Here is a 21109-nt window from a genome sequence, read left to right on the forward strand (position 1 = left end):
GTTAATATTATTTTAGTAATTAAGGCTATTTATATGGCTGCCAATTACCATTATCATATATCATAGCACTACCAGTTGGCAATAACAATCCTGCCTTACCTGCTCCTGGTGTCTGGTTCTTGCCATCAGTAAATATAACCTTAGCATCTCCCCAATCAGCTGGCAATTCGTAGCTATATAAATCATTTCCTTCTGACTTCATTGCCACCCCTGGCCATTTTGATATTTCCTTTATAGGACTTACAGTATCATTATAAATATAAACACGCATATTTGTTCCCCAACCCTGAGGTCTCTTGCAATATGCCTTAGAAATCTTTGGAAGTGGTGTAGCAATTTTTGTGTAGGTATAAGTTTCTGTATCCATATTTCTTCCATCACTTGCTCTTAAAGTAACAGTTACCTGTGCATTTATAGCAATATTCTTTCCTATTACAAGTGGATCTCCATCACTATAAACTACTGGATCTGCTCCGTTAATTGAGTAAGTTGCTGTTGTTGCATTCTTACATCCTAACTTTAATGTCAATGAATCATAGAAAGTACAGCTTCCTTGTGAAATAGATACTTGTGGAAGAATAAAATCAACGTATGGCTTCCACACTCCGTTATCATATATCATTGTATCACCATCAGGTAAACTTAATCCTGGTTGTCCTTGTCCTGGCATTTGAGTCCTTCCATCAGTAAATATAACCTTAGCATTTCTAAATCCTTTTGGTAAAGTATAGGTATATATATCATCATGTGCTAATGTCATTTCAACACCTGGCCATTTTGCTACTTCCGTAACTTGTCCTCCATCATCATTATAAATATATACCTTTGGAGTACCATAATTTTGAGGTTTTCTGAAATATACATAAGATACGAAATTAGGATTCATCTTTGTATAAGTGCAGGTTTGAGTTGCTGTTCCATCTGAATTGGATGCTTTTATTGTAACAATTGTTCCAGTTCCATAAGACACATTTTGTCCTATAGTTATTGAATCACCATTAACAAATGACTTTTCTGCACCACCATCAATGCTATAAGTTCCTGTAGCACCACTGCTTGCATAAAGAGTTAGATTTAATGTATCAGTATAATATTTAGTTGAATTTGGTTCAATTGAAACGTCTGGTGAATTATCACCTTTTTCAATTAATATAACCCCATTTTTGTCTGCAGTAAAGGTTGCTTTTCCATTTGTAACTGTAGCCATAGCTCCTGTATATGCATCTCTTACTTTAGCACCATCGTTGAATACTCCTGATACATTTACATCAGTAACTCCTGATGCTCCAACCGCACATACAACTCTATCTGATACTCCATTTTTGTTATATATTCTTCCAAATGTGTATGGACTTGCAGCTAAATCTATATTCTTACCAGCTCCTACAGCTAAATGGTTGTTTCTAAATTGTCCAACCTTTTGCCAATGAGAAAGAGTTACTGAAGCCTTACTATTTGGATCATTAAGGTCACTCCAATTCATAAATGTTCTATAAGTTTGATCCTTATAATCACTTGTAAATCTATCTGTCCAGCCAAGAGATCTTGCTGTTTCATCTCCATAGAATATTTGAACTGCTCCCGGTGCTAGCAATAAGGCTGTTCCTCCATTAATTAAGTTATCTCTATTGTATAAGCCATCATCATGTGAAGATATATAGCTTAATACATTAAAGCTATCATCATTATTTACTTTACTTAAATCCCTATATACAGATTGCATATTAGATAGATTTATACCTTTAAAACCAAAGTTAAGCATTGCATCAAATCCACCTGAAGTATAGAAGGCACTCTTATTGACTCCATGTCCCCAAGATTCTCCTACTGTCCAAAATTGAGCATCTTTGTCAAGAACCTTATCTGGATTTTTAGCTTTGTATTCTTCAAAAGCTACCTTTGCTTCTCTATTTAATGCTGCCCAAGAGTCAAAGTCTACTTCATTAGCAGTATCACATCTAAATCCATCAATTCCATACTCTCTAATATAATCTGTCAACCACTTTATTACATAATTTCTTGGTGTCCTTTTTAAGTTTCTATTCTTAAAGAAAGCGTCTAGACTTGCCATTTCCTTATCGTATCTACCTTCTCTTTTCCACTTTGTTTCTAATAATGGTGGCAATCCAACTTCCGTAGTACTTTCAGTTTTAATATCTGGCAAACCTGCAAGACAATCTGTCCAGCCTGCTCCTTCCGATGCTTTTGGATATCCTGCATATCCTGCGGAAGATCTTACAAAATCAGGTCCCCACCATTTAGTTGCCCACTTTGGATCTGATGTATTATAGTATGTTGTTGCCTCCACAGCTCCTCCTACAAGATTTGCTATTGGTCCATAATAATAATTTTCCCAACCTGCAGCTAGACCTCCACAGCCATATTCACTGACGTCTTTCATTGTAGCATAGCCTACATGATTTAAAACAATGTCCATTACTACACGAACCCCTTGTGAATGAGCTGTATCAACAAATTCTTTTAAATCTTGTGCTGTTCCCATGTTAGCATCTACATTACTATAATCCAATGCCCAATATCCATGGTATCCATAATAAGGAAAACCCTTACCATTGCTTTGTGCTTGACCACCGGAATCGTTTCCAGAAGTAAACCCATGAATCTGTTCATATGGTGCTGTAATCCAAATAGCATTAACACCTAACTTAGTAAAATAGCCTTCTTTAAGCTTTGCAGTTAAACCTTTTAAATCTCCGCCTTGAAAAGCCCCTGGCCCACCTGCATAACCAGCTTGAACATTTCCATTCTTATCTAATCCACGGCCATATGAATGGTCATTACTTGTATCTCCGTTATTGAATCTATCTGTAAGCGCAAAATACACTGTAGCGTTATCCCAAGAAAACTTTTTCTTTTCATTTGTCATCTGTGTACTTGGTTCAGCATAGGTTACTGATCCATTATCATTAACTTTAACCTTTAACACATTTTGAGTTTGAGTTGTAGCTGTAGTTGTAATTTTAGTATTGAGTGATTTTGTAATCTTTTGAGTTGCTGCTTCAGCTATTGTGGTACTGAATAATGTGGTAAAAACCACAACTGAGGCCACAAGCCTACGAACTTTTTTTAACTTCATACTTTTCCCCCCACTTAGTTCCATCTAAATCCTTTCCGAAAACGTATACAAACAGTATATCCCTCCCTCTTCTATCTCATATTTATAAAAAGATTTATACGGATACAAAATATTTTTTACTACACCTTAACTCAATATTTAATATCACCTTTATATTACTCTCGCCTATTTACATTATCAATAATTATCATAAGTATTTATTCGACATCCTAACCCCATAATAACTTATGTGATAAAGTCACTGAAGATATTATTAGCATACGATAAACTAATTTTACCAAATATATTATATTGTTTTTTATATGACTATATAATTTCTTTTTTACGTAAAATAAGCAGCTATAGAATAAAATTTCATATTTATTCAAATTCTATTAATAAGTAATATGTTTAATTATATACAATAAGGAGCGTTATTATGAATAAGAAAATTGTTATTGTTGGTGGCGTTGCTGGTGGTGCCTCTACTGCCGCAAGACTTAGAAGATTAAATGAAGATGCAGAAATAGTTATGTTTGAGAAAGGTGAATATATATCTTTTGCAAACTGCGGCCTTCCATATTATATTGGAGAAGTTATTAACGAAAGAGAAAAATTAATAGTGCAAACTGTTGAACAAATGAGTGCCAAATTTAACTTAGATATAAGAACTTTAAGTGAAGTAATAAAGATAGATAAAGAAAATAAAACTGTAGTAGTCAAAAATCATAAAACTGGAGAGCTTTATAAAGAAAATTATGATGTATTGGTTTTATCTCCAGGTGCTACTCCAATTGAACCACAAATCCCAGGTATTTTATTCTGTGACAACTTATTTACTCTTAGAAATATACCTGATACTGATAAAATCAAAGATTTTGTAGATACTCAGAAACCTAGAAGAGCTGCAATCATAGGTGGTGGTTTTATAGGTCTTGAAATGGCTGAAAACCTTCATGAAAGAGGAATTAATATTACCTTAATTGAAGCAAGCAAACAAGTAATGGCTCCTCTTGATATAGAGATGGCAAGCATTATCCATGAACACTTAGTTGACAAAGGTGTAGAGCTTATATTAAATGATGGAGTTAATTCCTTTGATAATGCTGGCAAAACCATTATATTAAACAGTGGAAAAGAGATTGCTACTGACTTAATTATATTGAGCATTGGTGTTAAGCCTGAAACCACCATTGCCAAAGAAGCAGGCATAACCTTAAACGAGCGTGGAGCTATTGTAGTTGATAAGCATATGAAAACCTCTGATCCTGACATATATGCCTTAGGAGATGCTGTAGAAATACTTGATTTCGTAAATAAGAAACCTACAATGATTCCACTAGCTTGGCCTGCAAACAGACAAGGAAGAATAGTTGCAGATAATATCTCCGGTAGAAATATAGAATATAAGGGCACCTTAGGATCATCAGTTGCCAAGGTATTTGATTATACTGTTGCAACCACTGGTAGCAATGAAAAACTATTAAAGAAATTAGCAATAGATTATAAAGTTGTTCATATCCATCCTGGTTCTCATGCTGGATACTATCCTGGCTCATTTCCAATAGCTATAAAAATGTTGTTCCATCCTAACACAGGAAGAATATTTGGAGCTCAAGCAGTTGGTATGGATGGAGTTGAAAAGCGTATAGATGTTATTGCAACAGCAATTAAGGGCAATCTTACAGTTTTTGATTTGCAAGATATAGAAACCTGTTATGCTCCACCATATAATTCAGCCAAAGATCCTGTTAATATGCTTGGATATTATGCTTCCAATATAATTGAAGGTATTGAAACCACAATTCAATGGGACGAAGTTGAGCAATTAGACAAAGAAACTTCAGTAATTTTAGATGTCCGTGAAGATTTTGAATTAAGCACTGGAACCTTTGATAATTTCATTCATATTCCCTTAGGACAGTTAAGAAATAGATTAAGTGAGCTACCAAAAGATAAGCATATCTACACTACCTGCCAAGTTGGGTTAAGAGGCTATGTAGCATGTAGATTGTTAGAACAACGTGGATTTAAATGCAGTAACATAGATGGTGGATTAAAAACCTACCTTTATGTAAAAAGAGCTAACCAAAACATTAACAACCCAAATAGTAATGAAAATGATAAGGAAAAAGAGGTAGCAGCTATGCAATTAGATGATTTAGATATAACTGAAATAAATGCTAAAGTAACCTTAAATGCTTGTGGTCTTCAATGTCCCGGCCCAATAAAAAGAGTATTTGAAGAAGTCCAAAAAATGAATAATGGCGACATTCTAGAGGTAAAAGCCAGTGATCCTGGTTTCAGTAAAGACATTGGTTCTTGGTGCAATTCAACTGGCAATACTTTAATGAAAGCTGAATTTAATAATAAAGAAAAAGCTTTCGTTGCATATATAAAGAAAGGAAATACTGAAACTTCAGTTTCTCAAACTTCATCTACAACAGCCGTAACTAAAGATGGAGCCACCATAGTAGTTTTTAGTGGAGACCTAGATAAAGCTATCGCTTCCTTCATAATAGCAACAGGTGCAGCTTCTATGGGTAAAAAGGTTACCTTATTCTTTACCTTCTGGGGACTTAATATATTGAAAAATAAGAATAAGCCTAAAGTAATTAAGGATACTATGGAAAAGATGTTTGACGTTATGTTACCTAGTCATCCTGGAAAGTTAAGACTATCTCAGATGAACATGATGGGAATGGGTCCTGTAATGATAAAAAAAATTATGAAAAAGCATAATGTTGACACTCTTGAAACATTGATTAAAAATGCAATTGATATGGGAGTTAAGGTAGTTGCATGCTCAATGAGTATGGATTTAATGGGCATCAAGAAAGAAGAATTTATTGATGGAGTAGAAGTTGGTGGTGTTGCATCTTACTTAGGAGCAGCAGATCAAGCTGGATTAAATTTATTTATATAATCTGTATAATGAAGGTCTGTAAATGAGGATACTCTCTTTGCAGACCTTTATTATAAATTTAATTAATTTGCATATAATAACCTTAGTATATAAGGAGGATTGATTTTATGAGAAAAAGTGTAAAAATAGGTATAATTGTAGCTGTAGTGTTAGTCTTACTATTTATTCCTATTAGTGGCTACAATAATTTGGTTTCTCTTGAGCAGAATGTTAATGCTGCCTCATCTAATATCGATACTCAATTACAAAGAAGATCAGACTTAATTCCAAACCTAGTTAACACAGTTAAAGGATATGCAGCTCAAGAAAAGACCATATTCACAGACATAGCCAATGCTAGAAGCAAACTAGCTGGTGCTTCCACTACAACTGCCAAAGCCAACGCTGATGCTGAGCTTTCTGGAGCCTTATCTAGATTATTAGTTGTTGTTGAGAGATATCCTGACTTAAAATCTAATGAAAATTTTAGGGACTTATCTGTTCAATTAGAAGGAACAGAAAATAGAATTGCAGTAGCCAGACAAGATTATAATACTGCTGCAAATTATTATAATACTAAAAGAAGAACATTCCCTAATAACATAATAGCTTCCATATTTAGTTTTCCTGAAAAATCACTTTATAAGGCTAGCGAGGGAGCTCAAAATGTTCCTTCTGTAGATTTTACTAAGTGAATATAAACAGTAAAAGAAAGCAGTTTGCTTTCTTTTCATTAATTCTTCTTTTAGTAAACTTATTCCTGAGCTTCCCTGTAAAAGCTGAAGTCAAAATTCCAGAGTCTACATCTTATAAGTATGTAAATGACTATATCAATCTTATGGGAAGTGAAGAAGCAAATAAAATTATTTCTATAGGAAAAGAATTAGAAGATAAGACTGGCGCTCAGGCCGTTGTAGTGATAATAGACTCTACTAATGATATTCCAATTGAAGATTATGCTATTAACCTCTTTAGAGCTTGGGGAATTGGTCAAAAAGGGAAGGATAATGGTTTATTAATTCTCCTAGCTAAAAATGATAGAACGTGGAGAGTGGAGGTTGGACGTGGACTTGAGGGAGCAATACCAGATATATTAAGTAACAGAGTAATGGAATCCTTAGCAAAACCAAGCTTTATTGAAGGAAAATATGGAGAAGGCTTGCTTAACGCTTATAGTAAATTTAGTGACTATATTGCCACTGAATACAACGTTAAACTAGATAAATCACTAAATATATCTTTACCTGAACAAACTACTTCTAATTCAAATTCTGCCGTAAGAAAGATTGGTTTAGGAATCTTTTTGCTTCTATTTTTTCTAGATTTAATATTTAATAAAGGAAGAATTTCTTCTACGCTCTTTCAACTTTTACTATTAAATAGCTTTTTTAGGAATCATGGTCCTAGAGATGGTTCTTCTGGTAGTGGTGGTTTTGGTGGTTTTGGAGGAGGTTCTTCCGGTGGTGGAGGTTCAAGTGGACGCTGGTAGCTTCATACTTATTCCATTACTAATTACATATTTACTATATTTTACTCGTTAACACTCTATAGATCTATGGAAAATTTCATAAAACTCAGTCGCTTACCTCAATGATAATTCACATAAATGGATCTATAATTATAATATTATATACAATACAATTTAATCCCTTCTATAAATTATTATTAATAAAAAAAATATAAGGGATAGATTAAAAAATCTATCCCTTATATTTTTTACTTTAAAGCATATCTAATATAATCAATTATACAACCGTAGATTATTATGGTCACACTAAATGTAGCTATAAAAGTTCTAAAACTGATGCTTTTAAACTTATTTTGCCACTCTGGTCTTTTTTCAATTGCATCATCAGTATTTCTTTTTAGAACAAGTGCCGCTGTAATTATAAGACCTATACCTGCACCAAAAAATAATACTGCTCTAACAATATCCAAGGAAGGAACAAACTTTCCCTTATAAACAATTAATGAGATACCTCCAATGATTACAAGAATACATAAAAATGTAATAGTAGCAATCTTAATAACTTTAATTATATCAAATATAATTTGTTTAACTTTAGTTCTCATATGTGCTCCCTACATAAATAATTGAATTATTTATCAAATAAATGACAAGCTACAAAATGTTCTGGTTCTACTTCAACTAACTTAGGAGTCACCTTTCCACATATGTCTGTAGCATGCTTACATCTTGCCTTAAATCTACATCCTTCTGGCGGATTGATTGGACTTGGTACGTCCCCTTCAAGCATTATTCTTTGTCTATTTTTTTCAATTTCTGGATCAGGAATTGGAATTGCTGACAATAAAGCTTGAGTATATGGATGCATTGGTTTGGCATATAACTTTTCTGAAGTTGATAATTCAACCATTGAGCCTAAGTACATAACGGCAACTCTATCAGAAATATGCTTAACCATTGATAAGTCATGGGCAATAAATAAATAAGTTAATCCCATTTCTTTTTGTAATTTTATTAGTAAGTTAACAATTTGTGCTTGAATTGACACATCTAAAGCTGATATTGGTTCATCACAAAGTATAAACTTTGGCTCTACTGCAAGTGCTCTCGCAATACCTATTCTTTGTCTTTGTCCACCTGAGAATTCATGAACGAACCTGTTGGCATGTTCCTTATTTAAGCCAACTAACTTTAAAAGATCATAAACCTTTTGATTTCTTTCTTCTTTAGTCTTTGCTAACCCATGGATATCTATACCTTCTGCTATAATATCAGCTACAGTCATTCTTGGATTTAAAGAAGCATAAGGATCTTGGAAAATAATTTGAACTTCTTTGGCAAAATTTGTTTTATCTCTTCCCTTTAGCTCATGAACTTTTTGCCCTTTATATATTACTTCTCCATCTGTCTTATCATACATTCCTATACAAGTTCTTCCACAAGTAGTCTTTCCACAACCTGATTCACCAACAAGACCTAATGTTTCTCCCTCTCTTAATACGAAAGAAACATCATCAACAGCCTTTAATATGGCATTAGGTCCTACTTTGAAGTACTTTTTCAAATTCTTAACTTCTAATATAACATCACCTTTTTTAGCCTCACTCATTATTTTGCACCTCCATCTAAGGATTGAACATTATCATTATTAAAGAATTCAATATTATCCTTTGGTACATCTGGATGATTTAACCAGCAAGCTGCCTCATGTCCATCTTCAAATGTAAAGTTTTCTGGTTGTTGTTCCAAACATATCTTCATACAATATTTACAACGTTGTGCAAATCCGCAACCCTTTGGTGGGGCAATTAGGTCTGGTGGTGTTCCCTTTATAGTATAAAGCTCTTGCTTATTTTCTAAATCTAGTCTTGGTACTGCATTAAGTAGCGCCCAAGTATAAGGATGCTTAGGATTATAGAATATTTCTTCTGTTCTTCCCTTTTCAACAATCTGACCTGCGTAGATTACAACCACTCTATCAGCTATATCTGCAACAACACCCAAATCATGAGTGATAATAACTACTGATGAGCCTATTTTTTGTTGAAGATCCTTTATAAGTTCAATAATTTGAGCTTGAATAGTTACATCCAATGCTGTAGTTGGTTCGTCAGCAATTAAAAGCTTTGGACTACATGCTAAGGCTATAGCTATCATAACTCTTTGTCTCATACCACCTGAAAATTCATGTGGATATTGATTTACTCTTGTCTCCGGATTAGGAATTCCTACTAGCTTAAGCATTTTAACGGCTTCTTCCATCGCCTGCTTCCTATTCATTCCTCTGTGGATGACTAAATTTTCTGCTATTTGCTTTCCAACCTTCATAGTTGGATTTAATGAAGTAAGTGCATCTTGGAATATCATTGCACATTCTCCACCTCTATAATTTTGAAGTTGCTTTTTATTAAATTCTAAAATATTTTCACCTTTATATATAATTTTACTATCTTTTTTAATTTCACCTGGTTTTTCTATTATTGACATGATTGCTCTTGATGTAACACTCTTACCACAACCTGATTCTCCAACAATAGCTAATGCCTCTCCCTTTTCTACATCAAAGGAGATACCTCTTACAGATTGCACTTCGCCTGCATAAGTGTGATAAGATACTCTTAAATTCTTTACTTCTAGTATCTTTTCCATTTTACAATTCCTCCTATTGACGTAATTTTGGATCTAAGGCATCTCTTAATCCATCTCCAAACAAGTTAAATGATAAAACTATTAAACATAATACTATAGATGGACAAACCAATTGATATGGATAAAAAGCCATTGCTGATTGTCCTGATGCTAACAATGATCCCAAACTAAAGTCAGGTGTTTGAAGTCCTATTCCCAAGAAAGAAAGGGATGATTCTGCAAATATTATACCTGGTATTGCTGTTGCAATGTCCAAAATTAAAAGTCCAATAGTGTTTGGAATTAAATGCTTTGTAATTATTCTTGCTGGTGAAGCTCCTAGTGCTTCTGCCGCCAAAACATATTCACATTCTCTCAATTGCATGATTTGTCCTCTTAACATTCTTGCTGTATTAATCCATGCAGTAAAACATAATGCAATAAGAAGTGATACTTTACCATTACCTAAAACAATCATAATTAACATTGTTAAAATTAAGTCTGGTATACTACTTATAATTTCAATAATTCTCATTAAAAGTTGATCAACAAATCCCCCAAAATAAGCCATTGCTGCTCCATATAAAGAACCTATAACTACCTTAATTGCTGTAGCTGATAAGGCTATCGCTATAGAAATTCTCGCACCAATCCATATTCTAGAAAATAAGTCTCTTCCAAAATTATCGGTTCCAAACCAATACTGTCCATTTGGTTTAATATTCTTTTGTGATGAGTTTATTGATACATAATCAAGCCCTTTAATACTTGGCCCTACAATTGCTAAAATTATTATTATTATCAATACTCCTAATGCACACATTGCCATAGGATTTTTCTTAAGTCTTCTCCATGCATCTTGCCAGTAGCTAATATTAGGTCTAACTACTAAATCAGCATTAAGTTGTTCCGCATCTACGGGTTCCATCATTTCTTTTGTCAATTTCAACATAGTTAGCCTCCTATCTCTTTCCACCAGAAATTCTTATTCTTGGATCAACTACAGTATATAAAATATCTGTCAAAAAAAGAACAATTAAATATAAAATTGTAGTTAATAGTGTTTGTCCCATTATCATAGGTACATCTCTACCTGTAACTGCATCTACAAAATATTGACCAGCTCCTGGTATTGAGTATACTCTTTCAATAAAAAATGATCCTGTAATTACAAATGCTATTGTCAATGGAAGATTTGTAACTATTGGAAGAAAAGAGTTTCTGAATACATGTCTACTTATTACTTGTACTCTAGATAATCCTTTTGATTTTGCTGTCAATACATAATCTTGACTTATATTATCAAGCATTGAAGTTTTCATAAGTCTAGCATAACCTGCTATATACGCAAACGCTCCTGCTAATGTAGGAAGCACTGTGTACTTAAAACCTGATATAAATGACATTCCTTTTGTAGGCCATCCTATTATAGGAAAATAGTTTCCTGCTAATGTAATCTGCAAAATAAGAGCTATAACCAAAGATGGTACTGATACAAATATCATAGCTATTGTTACTATACCATAATCCACCCAAGTTCCTCTCTTTACAGCTGCAATAACTCCAAGAATTAGTCCTATCCCAATTCCAAGAATAATTTGTTGAATACCTAATCTAGCTGATATAGGTGCCTTTTCCTTCATTACACTTTGAATTGTTTGCCCTGGATATACTATAGATTGCCCAAAATCGAATCTTGTAATTATTCCTTGCATAGATTTAAGATATCTTTCAAAAACAGGTTTATCATAACCATATTTTTTATACATTTCTGCCCTTATATTTGGTGGTAATTTTGAAACTTTCTCTGTTAACGGATCTCCTGGTACTGCTGCTAAAAGAAAAAATGTAGCTGTCATTATTATAAATAATGTAACAATCATTGCACAAGCTCTTTTAATTAAATACCTTAACATTTTTTGCCACTCTCCCTTCATTTTTAAAATGCACACCAGCTATCTGATGTGCATTTCCATAAGAATATCCTCTATATATAAATTTTATTCTTTTCCTGAAATGTAAGCCCATCTCCACTCATAAAGTGAGCCGAACATTGGCATTTCAAAATCTTTAACATAATTTTGCATGAATGTTCTCTTATCTCTATAATCAACAGGAACTACACCATAATCTTCTGTAATTAGCTTCTTTTCAGCTGTTGCAAAGATATCTTTTCTCTTAGCTTGATCTGTAACTCCAGCTAAAGAATCTACTATCTTATTGTAATCCTCATTGCTATATCCACCAGTGTATGGTTGCATATCTGGATTTGAGAACAAATCTATAAATGTCATAGGATCATTGTAGTCACCATGCCAACCTTGTAGAGTTAAATCATATTTATAAGCTTTTAAATCATTATAGTATAATTTGCTTTCTCCATAAACCTTTAAGTCTATTGTAACTCCTAAATTCTTTTGAAGTTCTTGTTGCCACCATTCTGCTGATTGCTTTTGTAAAGAAGTTGCTCCATAAACTAAATATGTTAAATGGATATCCTTTAAGTTATCCTTGTCCTTACCAAGTTCTTTTAAACCTTCATGTAAAAGTTTTTGGATTTCCTGTGGTTTACCTGCATACTTAGAAACTTCATCTTTAAGAGGTTCTGGAACTATACTTCTATATTCTTTATCTCCTAAACTTAATGTTGTTGGAACTACTCCATACGCTGGTGTATATCTTCCAAATACGTCCTTTAAGTAATTTTCTCTATTAATTGACATAGCAAAAGCTTTTCTTACTTTTACATTTGATAAAATACCACTTGGAGCATTCTTTAAATTGAATGATAAGTAATCAGTAGATGGATCCCCAGCCTTTATTGCCTTAAATTTACCTTGTTCTGCTTCCTTAGTCCATTTATCAAGATACTCTGTAGTTGAACCTGTTACATCTAATTGTTTTGCTTCAAACATTTGTGCTTGAGTTGAGAACTCTTTAATGTTTGTACTATTAACAGTTTCTATAAAAACATTCTTTGCATCCCAGTAATCAGGGTTCTTTACAAGCTTTATACTATTATTTTTATTCCATTCAGAAATCTTATATGGTCCACAGTATACTTGTTTTGTTATATCTGTTTCGTAATTTTCTCCACCTTTTTCTATAACATCAAGTCTTACTGGCATAAAGCATTGATATGCTATCTTACTTAAGAATGTAGGATCAGCTTTCGCTAGCTTTATTTCTAAAGTTTTATCATCTTTAGCTGTAACCCCAACATCTTCTGCCTTCGCCTTTCCTTGATTATAAGCTTGTCCATTAACTATATTATATGCGAAGAAAGCATATGGAAAAGCTTTTTTCTGATCTAATATTCTTATTATTGAATCTTTAAATTGTTGAGCTGTAACCGGCTTTCCATCTGACCATTTGTAATCTCTTAATTTGAATGTGTATGTCAAACCATCTGTAGATACTTCATGCTTTTCAGCACCAGCGTCAACTAATTTATCTTGTCCTCCAGTATTTTGAATTCTTAAAAGACCTTCTTGTACTGCACCAATGATAGTAGCTGAATCTGTATCAGAACAATTATTAGTGTCTAATGTTTGAGGATCAAAATAGATTATATTTAGTTCTTGCTTTGAGTCCTTCTTATCACTAGCTGAATTTCCTTGTGAATTGCTATTTGAGTCTCCACAACCCACTAAACCTACAGCTGTTGTTGTTAGCATAGCTGCTGCTAAAATTGATGCTAACCATCTTTTCTTTTTCATAAATATTGCCCCCTTAGATTAATTTATTATATATTTTCATAGAAACATATTAATGTTTCTATATTAAAAACACTTCATTTTGTAAAAATGTTATTTTATTAATTGTTAACTTTTCATTGTATCGGACAGTAATTTGCTAATTTATTGTTTTAACTTATCTAGGTTTATCTATTTGCTTTATTCGAATAAATTAATTTATTAATTTATTATATGTTAATCAGTATATATTCATTTCTTGTTTTTGTCAATATTTTTTTTGCAATTAATTCATATTTTTCTAATATTATTTTCTTTTTTTTCAAAAATACTAGTTCAAATATATGGAATGAATAATATTAAGGTCAAAATGGTATCAATTATTAATCCCTACATAAAACTTGTAAAACAAAATGTTCTAAATGTTTATAATATTTTAAATATACATAAAATGCTACTTTACATAAAAACATGCTGCAAGAATAGAATCTAATAACATTTTTTAGAATTATAACTGTATATATGAAACAAAAAATGTTGCAGTTAAAACAGTATCAATTGCTACCCCTTCAATAAAGCTTATGATTGAAAGTTGGTCTAAATCCTTTGTATATTTTATATAAGCATAAGTGCCACATAGTATACTAATTAAAGCTAATAAAAAAACACCTATTATTGGACTCTCTATTACGTTCGGTAACTTTGCCATTCCCTTGCTATAAACAACATTGTATATTGTAAATATTTTTATCAGTGAAACTACTGCATAGCTTATAATATAGTATGGTTTCTTATATTTATCATAATATCTATCTAAAAAAGCAAATATCATTATTGCCATTAATATAATTCCTGCAATAATCCACTTTATTCCCATAAGCACACCGCTTAATATGGAAGTTATTACTTTACTTGTGGTGTAATCCCTTGAAAGTATTTTTTCCTCGTTTCTATCTATATTATTTGCCTTTATAAATTCATCATTACTTGCTGTAATATATAAGGTTTTCTTATTTCCATTAATATTTCTAAAAACCACAGTATCGCCATTTATATCTGGGACTTGTGAAAACCCCATATTCTTGCTGACACTTGCCATATTTTTCACCACATTATCTTTAAGAGTCAGTTCCACAACTTGTGATTCAGACTTTTCTTCAACATCAGACATCTTATTTACTACCATCAAAAATCTGACATCATTAATATATGGTATAGTCACTACACTATTAAATGTAGTAATATCTTGATATTGAAAATCTGCCCTATCCACCACTTTATCTGTATTTAAATCATAAGTAATCTTTAATACAGTTCCATCTACTCCCCTCTGTAACAATACATACATAAACTTTCCATCTGCATTTATATTTAAATCACTATAAACTGTTTTACCGTCATTCGTAAATCTCGCTATATTACTCTTAATATTTATCTTTCCATTTTTTATTGTTATATAAGATAAGCGATAATCATGAAAACTCGTAATAATATAGCCATCCTTTGTTTTAATAGCTCCTACTATATCAGAAGGGACATTTACCTCTATACTCTTATTTTCCTTTACATTCTTAATTTGAAGTTTGTCCTTATATTCTAATAGCATCTCCTGAGAATTAAGCGTTTTTATAGATTGAACACCTATCTCAACAATTTTCTTAATGTCATTTAGGTTTTCATCTAGCACATGAGTTTCCATATATTTTTCACTATTTTTTGTCTTTATCCAAGAAACATAAATACTTTTACCATCTGTAGCAAGATTTAAATTTATAATAAAATCATCTTCTGTTCTAATAGTTGAATTTTTAATTACTTTTCCTAGTTTATCTATCAATAGTACCTTAACATTCTCTTTTTCATTGTAAACAACAATATTCTTATCATTAAACTTAAGTACCTTAGCCTTATCTATATCTATTCCCTCAGCTATTTTTACTGCTTTAGCCCATTTTTCTGATGGTGCAGTTCTAAAGTAACTATGATACATATCGTAAACTAAATATATTGAACAAATGAAGAGTAAAAGAAAAACTCCTCTCAGTATCCATCTTGCCTTGCTTGCTTTGTTTTTCATATTCTGTCCCCCTAATTCTTTAGATGTAATTATAGAAATTCATTTTATTAATTTTTCATCTATACATATAATAATTTATATAATATAAAAGTAACTTAAAATTTACTTGCAACATATACATAATTGTACCATATTTTTTATACTTTTTACATTTACTAGATAAATCTGTTAAAGTAAAAATTTTTGCCCTCATGAAAACGTTTTGTGTTGTTATAATTTAATTATTCCTTCCTAATTTTATTAATTCACAAAGAAAAAAAGAAGTTTATTGTTTTGTTTTACATCATCACAATAAACTTCTTCTAAAATTTAATTATTTTATGTTATAAAAGCTATAAGTTCATACTACATATCAACTTGTTCAATTTCAATTTCGAAAGCTCCACAATTAGCACAAACTATTACACTTACTAGAAAACTATTATCAAGCTTTCCAAGCCTAACTAGTCTGCCATAAGAATTAGGCTCATATTTCTCTGAGATGCTGCTCACTACGTATTCATTATTTTTAGTGAAGATATAAAAATGGCATTCTAAAAAACCGTAGTACTTCTCTTTAGCAGAATCCTCTTTGATACAAACATCACAAGGGTCTTTATAATATTGTCTTGTAAATCCTACTTCTTTACTTTCACTTAGTAGATTTAAAATTTTATGTAAATCAATCCCTTGAACCTCTATTTGATCATCTCCAATAAGATATTGGAACTTTTCTTCATTTAACTCATATGTTTTTCCTTCAAAATCAAATTTATACATTACTATTCACCTCAAGCATATTATACAGTTTTACTAAATATAAATAAATATAAAAAGCTCTATTTTTTATTTTTTTCCAATCTTTCTTTGATTATTTCACAAAATTTCTCTGAAACTCCTTTAGGATCTTTGGATGAATACACTGCAGAAATCACGCAAACCCCATCATAATCTAGATCTATTTCTTTTACATTCTCTAGATTAATACCTCCAATTAGTACTACAGGAATATTTAAGTTTCTTTTTATTGCTTTAAACTCTTCTATATCAGCATACTCAGCATCTGCTTTTGATTGAGTTGGGAACATAGCACCAAAACCAATATAATCTGCGCCATTTTCGTATGCAATCTTAGCTTGCTCAAAGGTCTTTGCTGAAATACCTATTATTTTTCCTTCTCCAAGTTGTTTCTTTGCTTTAATTATAGATTCATCTCCTTGACCAAGATGCACACCATCTGCCCCTACTGCTTTAGCAATATCTATATAGTCATTAATTATTAAAAGCACACCATGCTCATCACATAAATCCTTTAATTTCTTTGCTTCTTCTAACATAACTTTATAAGGCTTATGCTTTTCTCTATATTGGACCACAGTAGCTCCACCTAATATAGATTCCCTAGTTGTATCTATAATGTTATCTCCACCATCTGTTATTATATAAAAACTATAATCAATTTTTTTCTTATCTAATGACATATTTAATTCTCCTTAAATATAATTTTATTTATATCTCTATTTTAAATCCTAATACAAAAAAACTCCAGTATTTCTCCAAAACAAAAAAATCCCTTCCTTATTATATAGATAAAAAAAAGGACGGGCAGTTACACCCGTCAATGAAAGGAAATTAAATTTATTTGTGGGGTTATTTTCCATCTTAAAAATCACTTAAAAGAATTTTCTCAGCAATTTCACTCATCTTATGTCCACTATCCATACTAATCTTTTGTATATATCTAAAAGCTTCCATTTCTGAAAGACCTTTATTCAACATCAAAATTCCTTTAGCCTTATCAATAAGCTTTCTTTCTTCCATCTTATTTTCTAACTTTTCAACCTGTTCTCTTAATTTCAAAATCTTCCTTTTACTCTGAAAAATCAAATCCACGGCATTAATAAGTACAGGTTTTGAAATTGGGCTATTAATACAATATACATCCATTTCTTCTTTGATGTAAGAACGATATAATTCATTCACAACCACTAGAAAACTACATTGATCTGCTAAAGCATCATAAATATCCAATACCGTCATATCCGGCATTTTATAACTTGTAACAACTAATTCTGGTGCATACTGAATGGCTTTTCTTATAAGTTCACCACCAGTATTACATATACTTAACACATCATAGCCTTCGTCACACAGCATAATTTTAACTTTTTGTGCTGTTTCTACATTACTTAGTGCTACTATTACTCCCCTTTGAATATTCATAGCAACCGCTCCATCCTAATATTTTTTCAAGTAATTGTCTATTTCCCATTGGCTAATCTGAGTTCTATATTGATCCCATTCTAGTTGTTTAGCTTTTACATAATTATTAAAAATATGCGTACCTAAAGTTTCTTTTACTAATTCACTCTGTTTCATATAATTTATAGCTTCTTCCAAGCTACTTGGTAAATTTTCAATTCCTAATTCTAATCTCTCTTCTTCTGACATTTCAAAAATATTTTTTTCAGTACTATTTGGTACTTGTAACTTATTTTTAATTCCATCTAATCCTGCCTTCAACAAACAAGCTAGTGTCAAATATGGATTTGCACTTGGATCTGGACATCTTAATTCAATTCTGGTTCCAGCTCCTCTTGCTGCAGGCACTCTAATTAACGGACTTCTATTTTTTGCTGACCATGCTATATATACAGGCGCTTCGTATCCTGCTACCAATCTTTTATAAGAATTTACTATAGGATTTGTTATAGCTGCCATAGCTTTAATATGTTTCATTAAGCCTGCTATGAAATAATATGCAGTCTCACTCAAACCTAACTTATCACTTTCATCAACGAAAGCATTTTTTCCATCTTTGTTTAAAGACATATTTATATGCATTCCAGAACCGTTAATTCCTAATATAGGCTTAGGCATAAAGGTTGCATATAAGCCATGCCTTTGAGCTATTGCCTTTACTACTAATTTAAATGTCATTATATTATCAGCTGTAGTTAATGCATCACTATACTTAAAATCAATTTCATTTTGACCTGGAGCCACTTCATGATGAGATGCTTCTATCTCAAATCCCATCTCTTCAAGCATTAAACTCATGTCCCTTCTTGCATTCTCCCCTAAATCTACAGGTCCTAAATCAAAATAGCCCCCTTGATCTTGCGTTTCTAACTTAGGCTGACCTTTATCATCAGTTTCAAATAAGAAGAATTCACACTCTGGTCCTACATTTAATGTATATCCAAGTTCCTCTGCTTCCTTTATAACATCTTTAAGAACATTTCTTGGATCACCAAGAAACGGTGTTCCATCTGGACTGTATACATCACAAATTAATCTTGCAACCTTACCTTGCTGTGGTCTCCATGGAAAAATCACGAAGCTATCTAAATCTGGTCTTAAATACATGTCTGACTCTTCAATTCTTACAAAACCCTCTATTGATGAACCATCAAACATACACTCATTGTTTAATGCTTTTTGAAGTTGCTTATCTGTTATTGCCACATTTTTAAGTGCCCCAAAAATATCTGTGAACTGTAACCTTATAAACTTGACTCCATTATCTTCAACTAAATTTATTATATCTTGCTTAGAATATTTACTCATTGACTCACTCCCTCTATTTAGTAGAAAAAGACGCACAACAGAAAAATACTTTTCTATTGAACGCCTTTGCCCAACTTTTACTTATTTATATTCTATATTATTCATTTTAGGAAGTCAATGAGTTCCCCATTTATATTCTTAATTTATATAAATTATTGCCCCCATTAAATCTACTAATTATTACTTCTTATTTCTTACGTATTATATATAGTTTTTATTTTACCCTCTTGAAAAATATTATTTATTTTTATCTATTAGAGCATCTGCTCCTCTTTCACCTGTACGTATTTTTACCGCATCTTGAACATCGTATATAAAAATCTTTCCGTCTCCTATTTCTCCAGTTCTTAAAACCCTTTCAGCGGCTTCGATAACTTTCTCTACAGGAACTTCACATACTACTATTTCAACCTTTATTTTAGGTAATAGTTTTTGTTCTACAGCAACACCTCTATAATACTGAATGTCACCTTTTTGCATACCACATCCCATAACTTGTGTCACAGACATTCCTGTAACACCTATCTCGTTCATGGCCTCTTTTAGTTCTTCAAACTTTGATTTCCTAGTAAAAATATCAATCTTTGTTATTTTATAATCCATTATACAAAGCCCCCTTTTTACTACTATTATACCACAGTATTTTAAAAAACATTCTGTGCTCTACTTCTAATGTAAATTTCTCATTCTGCAGAAATGATTTGTAAAAATAATAATAAAAAAACGCCGTAGTGTTAGCAACCCATTTTGCTAAGACCCCGTCGTCTCAATCAATTATTTATTACAATATTAATTATATAATATTTATCAATTATGTCAATAGTTTTTTCATAAATTATTCTAATTATTTTTCATTACTTAATTATTTATCAATAAAACCATTAATATTTTGAGTTTTAGGCAATAGCTCTAAACATTAACCATTCTAATTATTTTCTTATATAAAACTGGTTTGATAGTATCAATATCTGTAGGCTCATTATTTATAATAGAAGTATAACAAACACTGCCCACAAGTTCCATAACCATAAATAATGTAATTTCAGCTTCTTCTCGTTCCATACCTTTGACCATCATGTTATCTATAAATTTTTTTATTGCAGCTTTTATATTCTCATATTTATCAGTCTTATTAACCTCAAATTTGCAAACACTCCAAGAAAAATTCTTATCAATTAGATTTAACATTAACGTATTTTTTTTGAAATAATTAATGATATATTCCACAAAATATAAGCATTCATTTTGAAAAGAATCTATATTAGCTTCTTTTGTTTTTATTATAGCTTCATTTAATACATTCCTGCTTTTAAGCAGAATTAATTTATTGATTATATCTCTTTTATCTTTAAAATAAAGGTAAAAAGTTCCCTTCGCAATTCCAGCTTTTTTTACTATATCATCTATTGCCGTATTTTTTACACCCTTAGTAGTAAATAACTCATAAGCAGATTTATATAACTTATCTTCTTTAATCTTTTTCTTATCTTCTCTTTTATCTATATCCACTTTCATCTCTACTCCTTCACAAATGACTCTAAGTCATTATAATTAATTATAATAATTTTATGACTCATAGTCAATGTCACTACTTTGACGGTTTATTAACATATACATTGCATATACTATAAAATATTGATATTATTTATATAAAATTAAACATCTTCAATAAATAACAAGTCAACGTATATGAACTTACTTTTTTTGAAGA

Annotated in this window: 17 protein-coding genes; 3 read left to right on the forward strand and 14 right to left on the reverse strand. The window is 31.5% G+C overall.

The window, feature by feature from the left end:
• Positions 1 to 25 precede the first annotated feature (25 nt).
• Positions 26 to 3097, reverse strand: coding sequence for a starch-binding protein (locus tag OCU47_RS11775; RefSeq protein WP_261828792.1), 3072 nt, complete (start codon positions 3095 to 3097; stop codon positions 26 to 28).
• 418 nt (positions 3098 to 3515) lie between these two features.
• Here OCU47_RS11775 and cdr point away from each other — a divergent pair, with 418 nt between their 5' ends.
• The 3 genes from cdr (at position 3516) to OCU47_RS11790 (ending at position 7470) form a co-directional block, all read left to right on the forward strand.
• Positions 3516 to 6002 carry a CoA-disulfide reductase gene (gene cdr, locus OCU47_RS11780; protein WP_261828793.1) on the forward strand — a complete coding sequence of 829 codons (2487 nt, stop codon included), beginning with the start codon at positions 3516 to 3518 and terminating at the stop codon, positions 6000 to 6002.
• A gap of 107 nt (positions 6003 to 6109) precedes the next feature.
• Positions 6110 to 6676 (forward strand): LemA family protein, encoded by a 567-nt coding sequence (locus OCU47_RS11785; protein WP_261828794.1) that lies wholly within the window; start codon positions 6110 to 6112, stop codon positions 6674 to 6676.
• Positions 6673 to 7470 (forward strand): TPM domain-containing protein, encoded by a 798-nt coding sequence (locus tag OCU47_RS11790; protein WP_261828795.1) that lies wholly within the window; start codon positions 6673 to 6675, stop codon positions 7468 to 7470. Before OCU47_RS11785 ends, OCU47_RS11790 begins: the two co-directional genes overlap by 4 nt.
• Before the next feature lie 227 nt (positions 7471 to 7697).
• Here the strand turns inward: OCU47_RS11790 and OCU47_RS11795 are convergent, their stop codons facing one another.
• The 13 genes from OCU47_RS11795 to OCU47_RS11855 all read right to left on the reverse strand — a co-directional run bounded on the left by OCU47_RS11795 (position 7698) and on the right by OCU47_RS11855 (position 20913).
• Positions 7698 to 8054: a hypothetical protein gene (locus OCU47_RS11795; protein WP_261828796.1), complete on the reverse strand. Its 357-nt coding sequence runs from the start codon at positions 8052 to 8054 to the stop codon at positions 7698 to 7700.
• A 26-nt stretch (positions 8055 to 8080) separates the two neighbouring features.
• Positions 8081 to 9058: an ABC transporter ATP-binding protein gene (locus tag OCU47_RS11800; RefSeq protein WP_261828797.1), complete on the reverse strand. Its 978-nt coding sequence runs from the start codon at positions 9056 to 9058 to the stop codon at positions 8081 to 8083.
• Entirely contained in the window at positions 9058 to 10098 is a 1041-nt protein-coding gene (locus OCU47_RS11805; RefSeq protein ID WP_261828798.1) for an ABC transporter ATP-binding protein, read from the reverse strand. Before OCU47_RS11805 ends, OCU47_RS11800 begins: the two co-directional genes overlap by 1 nt.
• Before the next feature lie 13 nt (positions 10099 to 10111).
• Positions 10112 to 11029: an ABC transporter permease gene (locus OCU47_RS11810; protein WP_261828799.1), complete on the reverse strand. Its 918-nt coding sequence runs from the start codon at positions 11027 to 11029 to the stop codon at positions 10112 to 10114.
• A 10-nt stretch (positions 11030 to 11039) separates the two neighbouring features.
• Entirely contained in the window at positions 11040 to 11993 is a 954-nt protein-coding gene (locus OCU47_RS11815) for an ABC transporter permease (protein WP_261828800.1), read from the reverse strand.
• 84 nt (positions 11994 to 12077) lie between these two features.
• Positions 12078 to 13796: a peptide ABC transporter substrate-binding protein gene (locus OCU47_RS11820; protein ID WP_261828801.1), complete on the reverse strand. Its 1719-nt coding sequence runs from the start codon at positions 13794 to 13796 to the stop codon at positions 12078 to 12080.
• A gap of 484 nt (positions 13797 to 14280) precedes the next feature.
• Entirely contained in the window at positions 14281 to 15849 is a 1569-nt protein-coding gene (locus OCU47_RS11825) for a hypothetical protein (protein ID WP_261828802.1), read from the reverse strand.
• 345 nt (positions 15850 to 16194) lie between these two features.
• On the reverse strand, positions 16195 to 16608 hold the full coding sequence (locus OCU47_RS11830; protein WP_261828803.1) for a DUF3785 family protein: 414 nt from the start codon (positions 16606 to 16608) through the stop codon (positions 16195 to 16197).
• 59 nt (positions 16609 to 16667) lie between these two features.
• The gene (gene thiE / locus OCU47_RS11835; protein ID WP_261828804.1) at positions 16668 to 17309 is read right to left on the reverse strand and encodes a thiamine phosphate synthase; all 642 of its coding nucleotides are present in this window, start codon (positions 17307 to 17309) and stop codon (positions 16668 to 16670) included.
• Between the two features lie 181 nt (positions 17310 to 17490).
• Positions 17491 to 18051, reverse strand: coding sequence for an ANTAR domain-containing response regulator (locus tag OCU47_RS11840; protein ID WP_261828805.1), 561 nt, complete (start codon positions 18049 to 18051; stop codon positions 17491 to 17493).
• Positions 18052 to 18066: 15 nt separating this feature from the next.
• Positions 18067 to 19398 carry a type I glutamate--ammonia ligase gene (glnA, locus tag OCU47_RS11845; RefSeq protein ID WP_261828806.1) on the reverse strand — a complete coding sequence of 444 codons (1332 nt, stop codon included), beginning with the start codon at positions 19396 to 19398 and terminating at the stop codon, positions 18067 to 18069.
• Positions 19399 to 19635: 237 nt separating this feature from the next.
• Positions 19636 to 20001, reverse strand: a complete 366-nt coding sequence (locus OCU47_RS11850; RefSeq protein ID WP_261828807.1) for a P-II family nitrogen regulator — start codon at positions 19999 to 20001, stop codon at positions 19636 to 19638.
• A 306-nt stretch (positions 20002 to 20307) separates the two neighbouring features.
• Positions 20308 to 20913, reverse strand: a complete 606-nt coding sequence (locus OCU47_RS11855; protein WP_261828808.1) for a TetR/AcrR family transcriptional regulator — start codon at positions 20911 to 20913, stop codon at positions 20308 to 20310.
• Positions 20914 to 21109 lie beyond the last annotated feature (196 nt).

Source organism: Clostridium sp. TW13 (assembly GCF_024345225.1).
GTDB classification, from domain to species: domain Bacteria; phylum Bacillota; class Clostridia; order Clostridiales; family Clostridiaceae; genus Inconstantimicrobium; species Inconstantimicrobium mannanitabidum.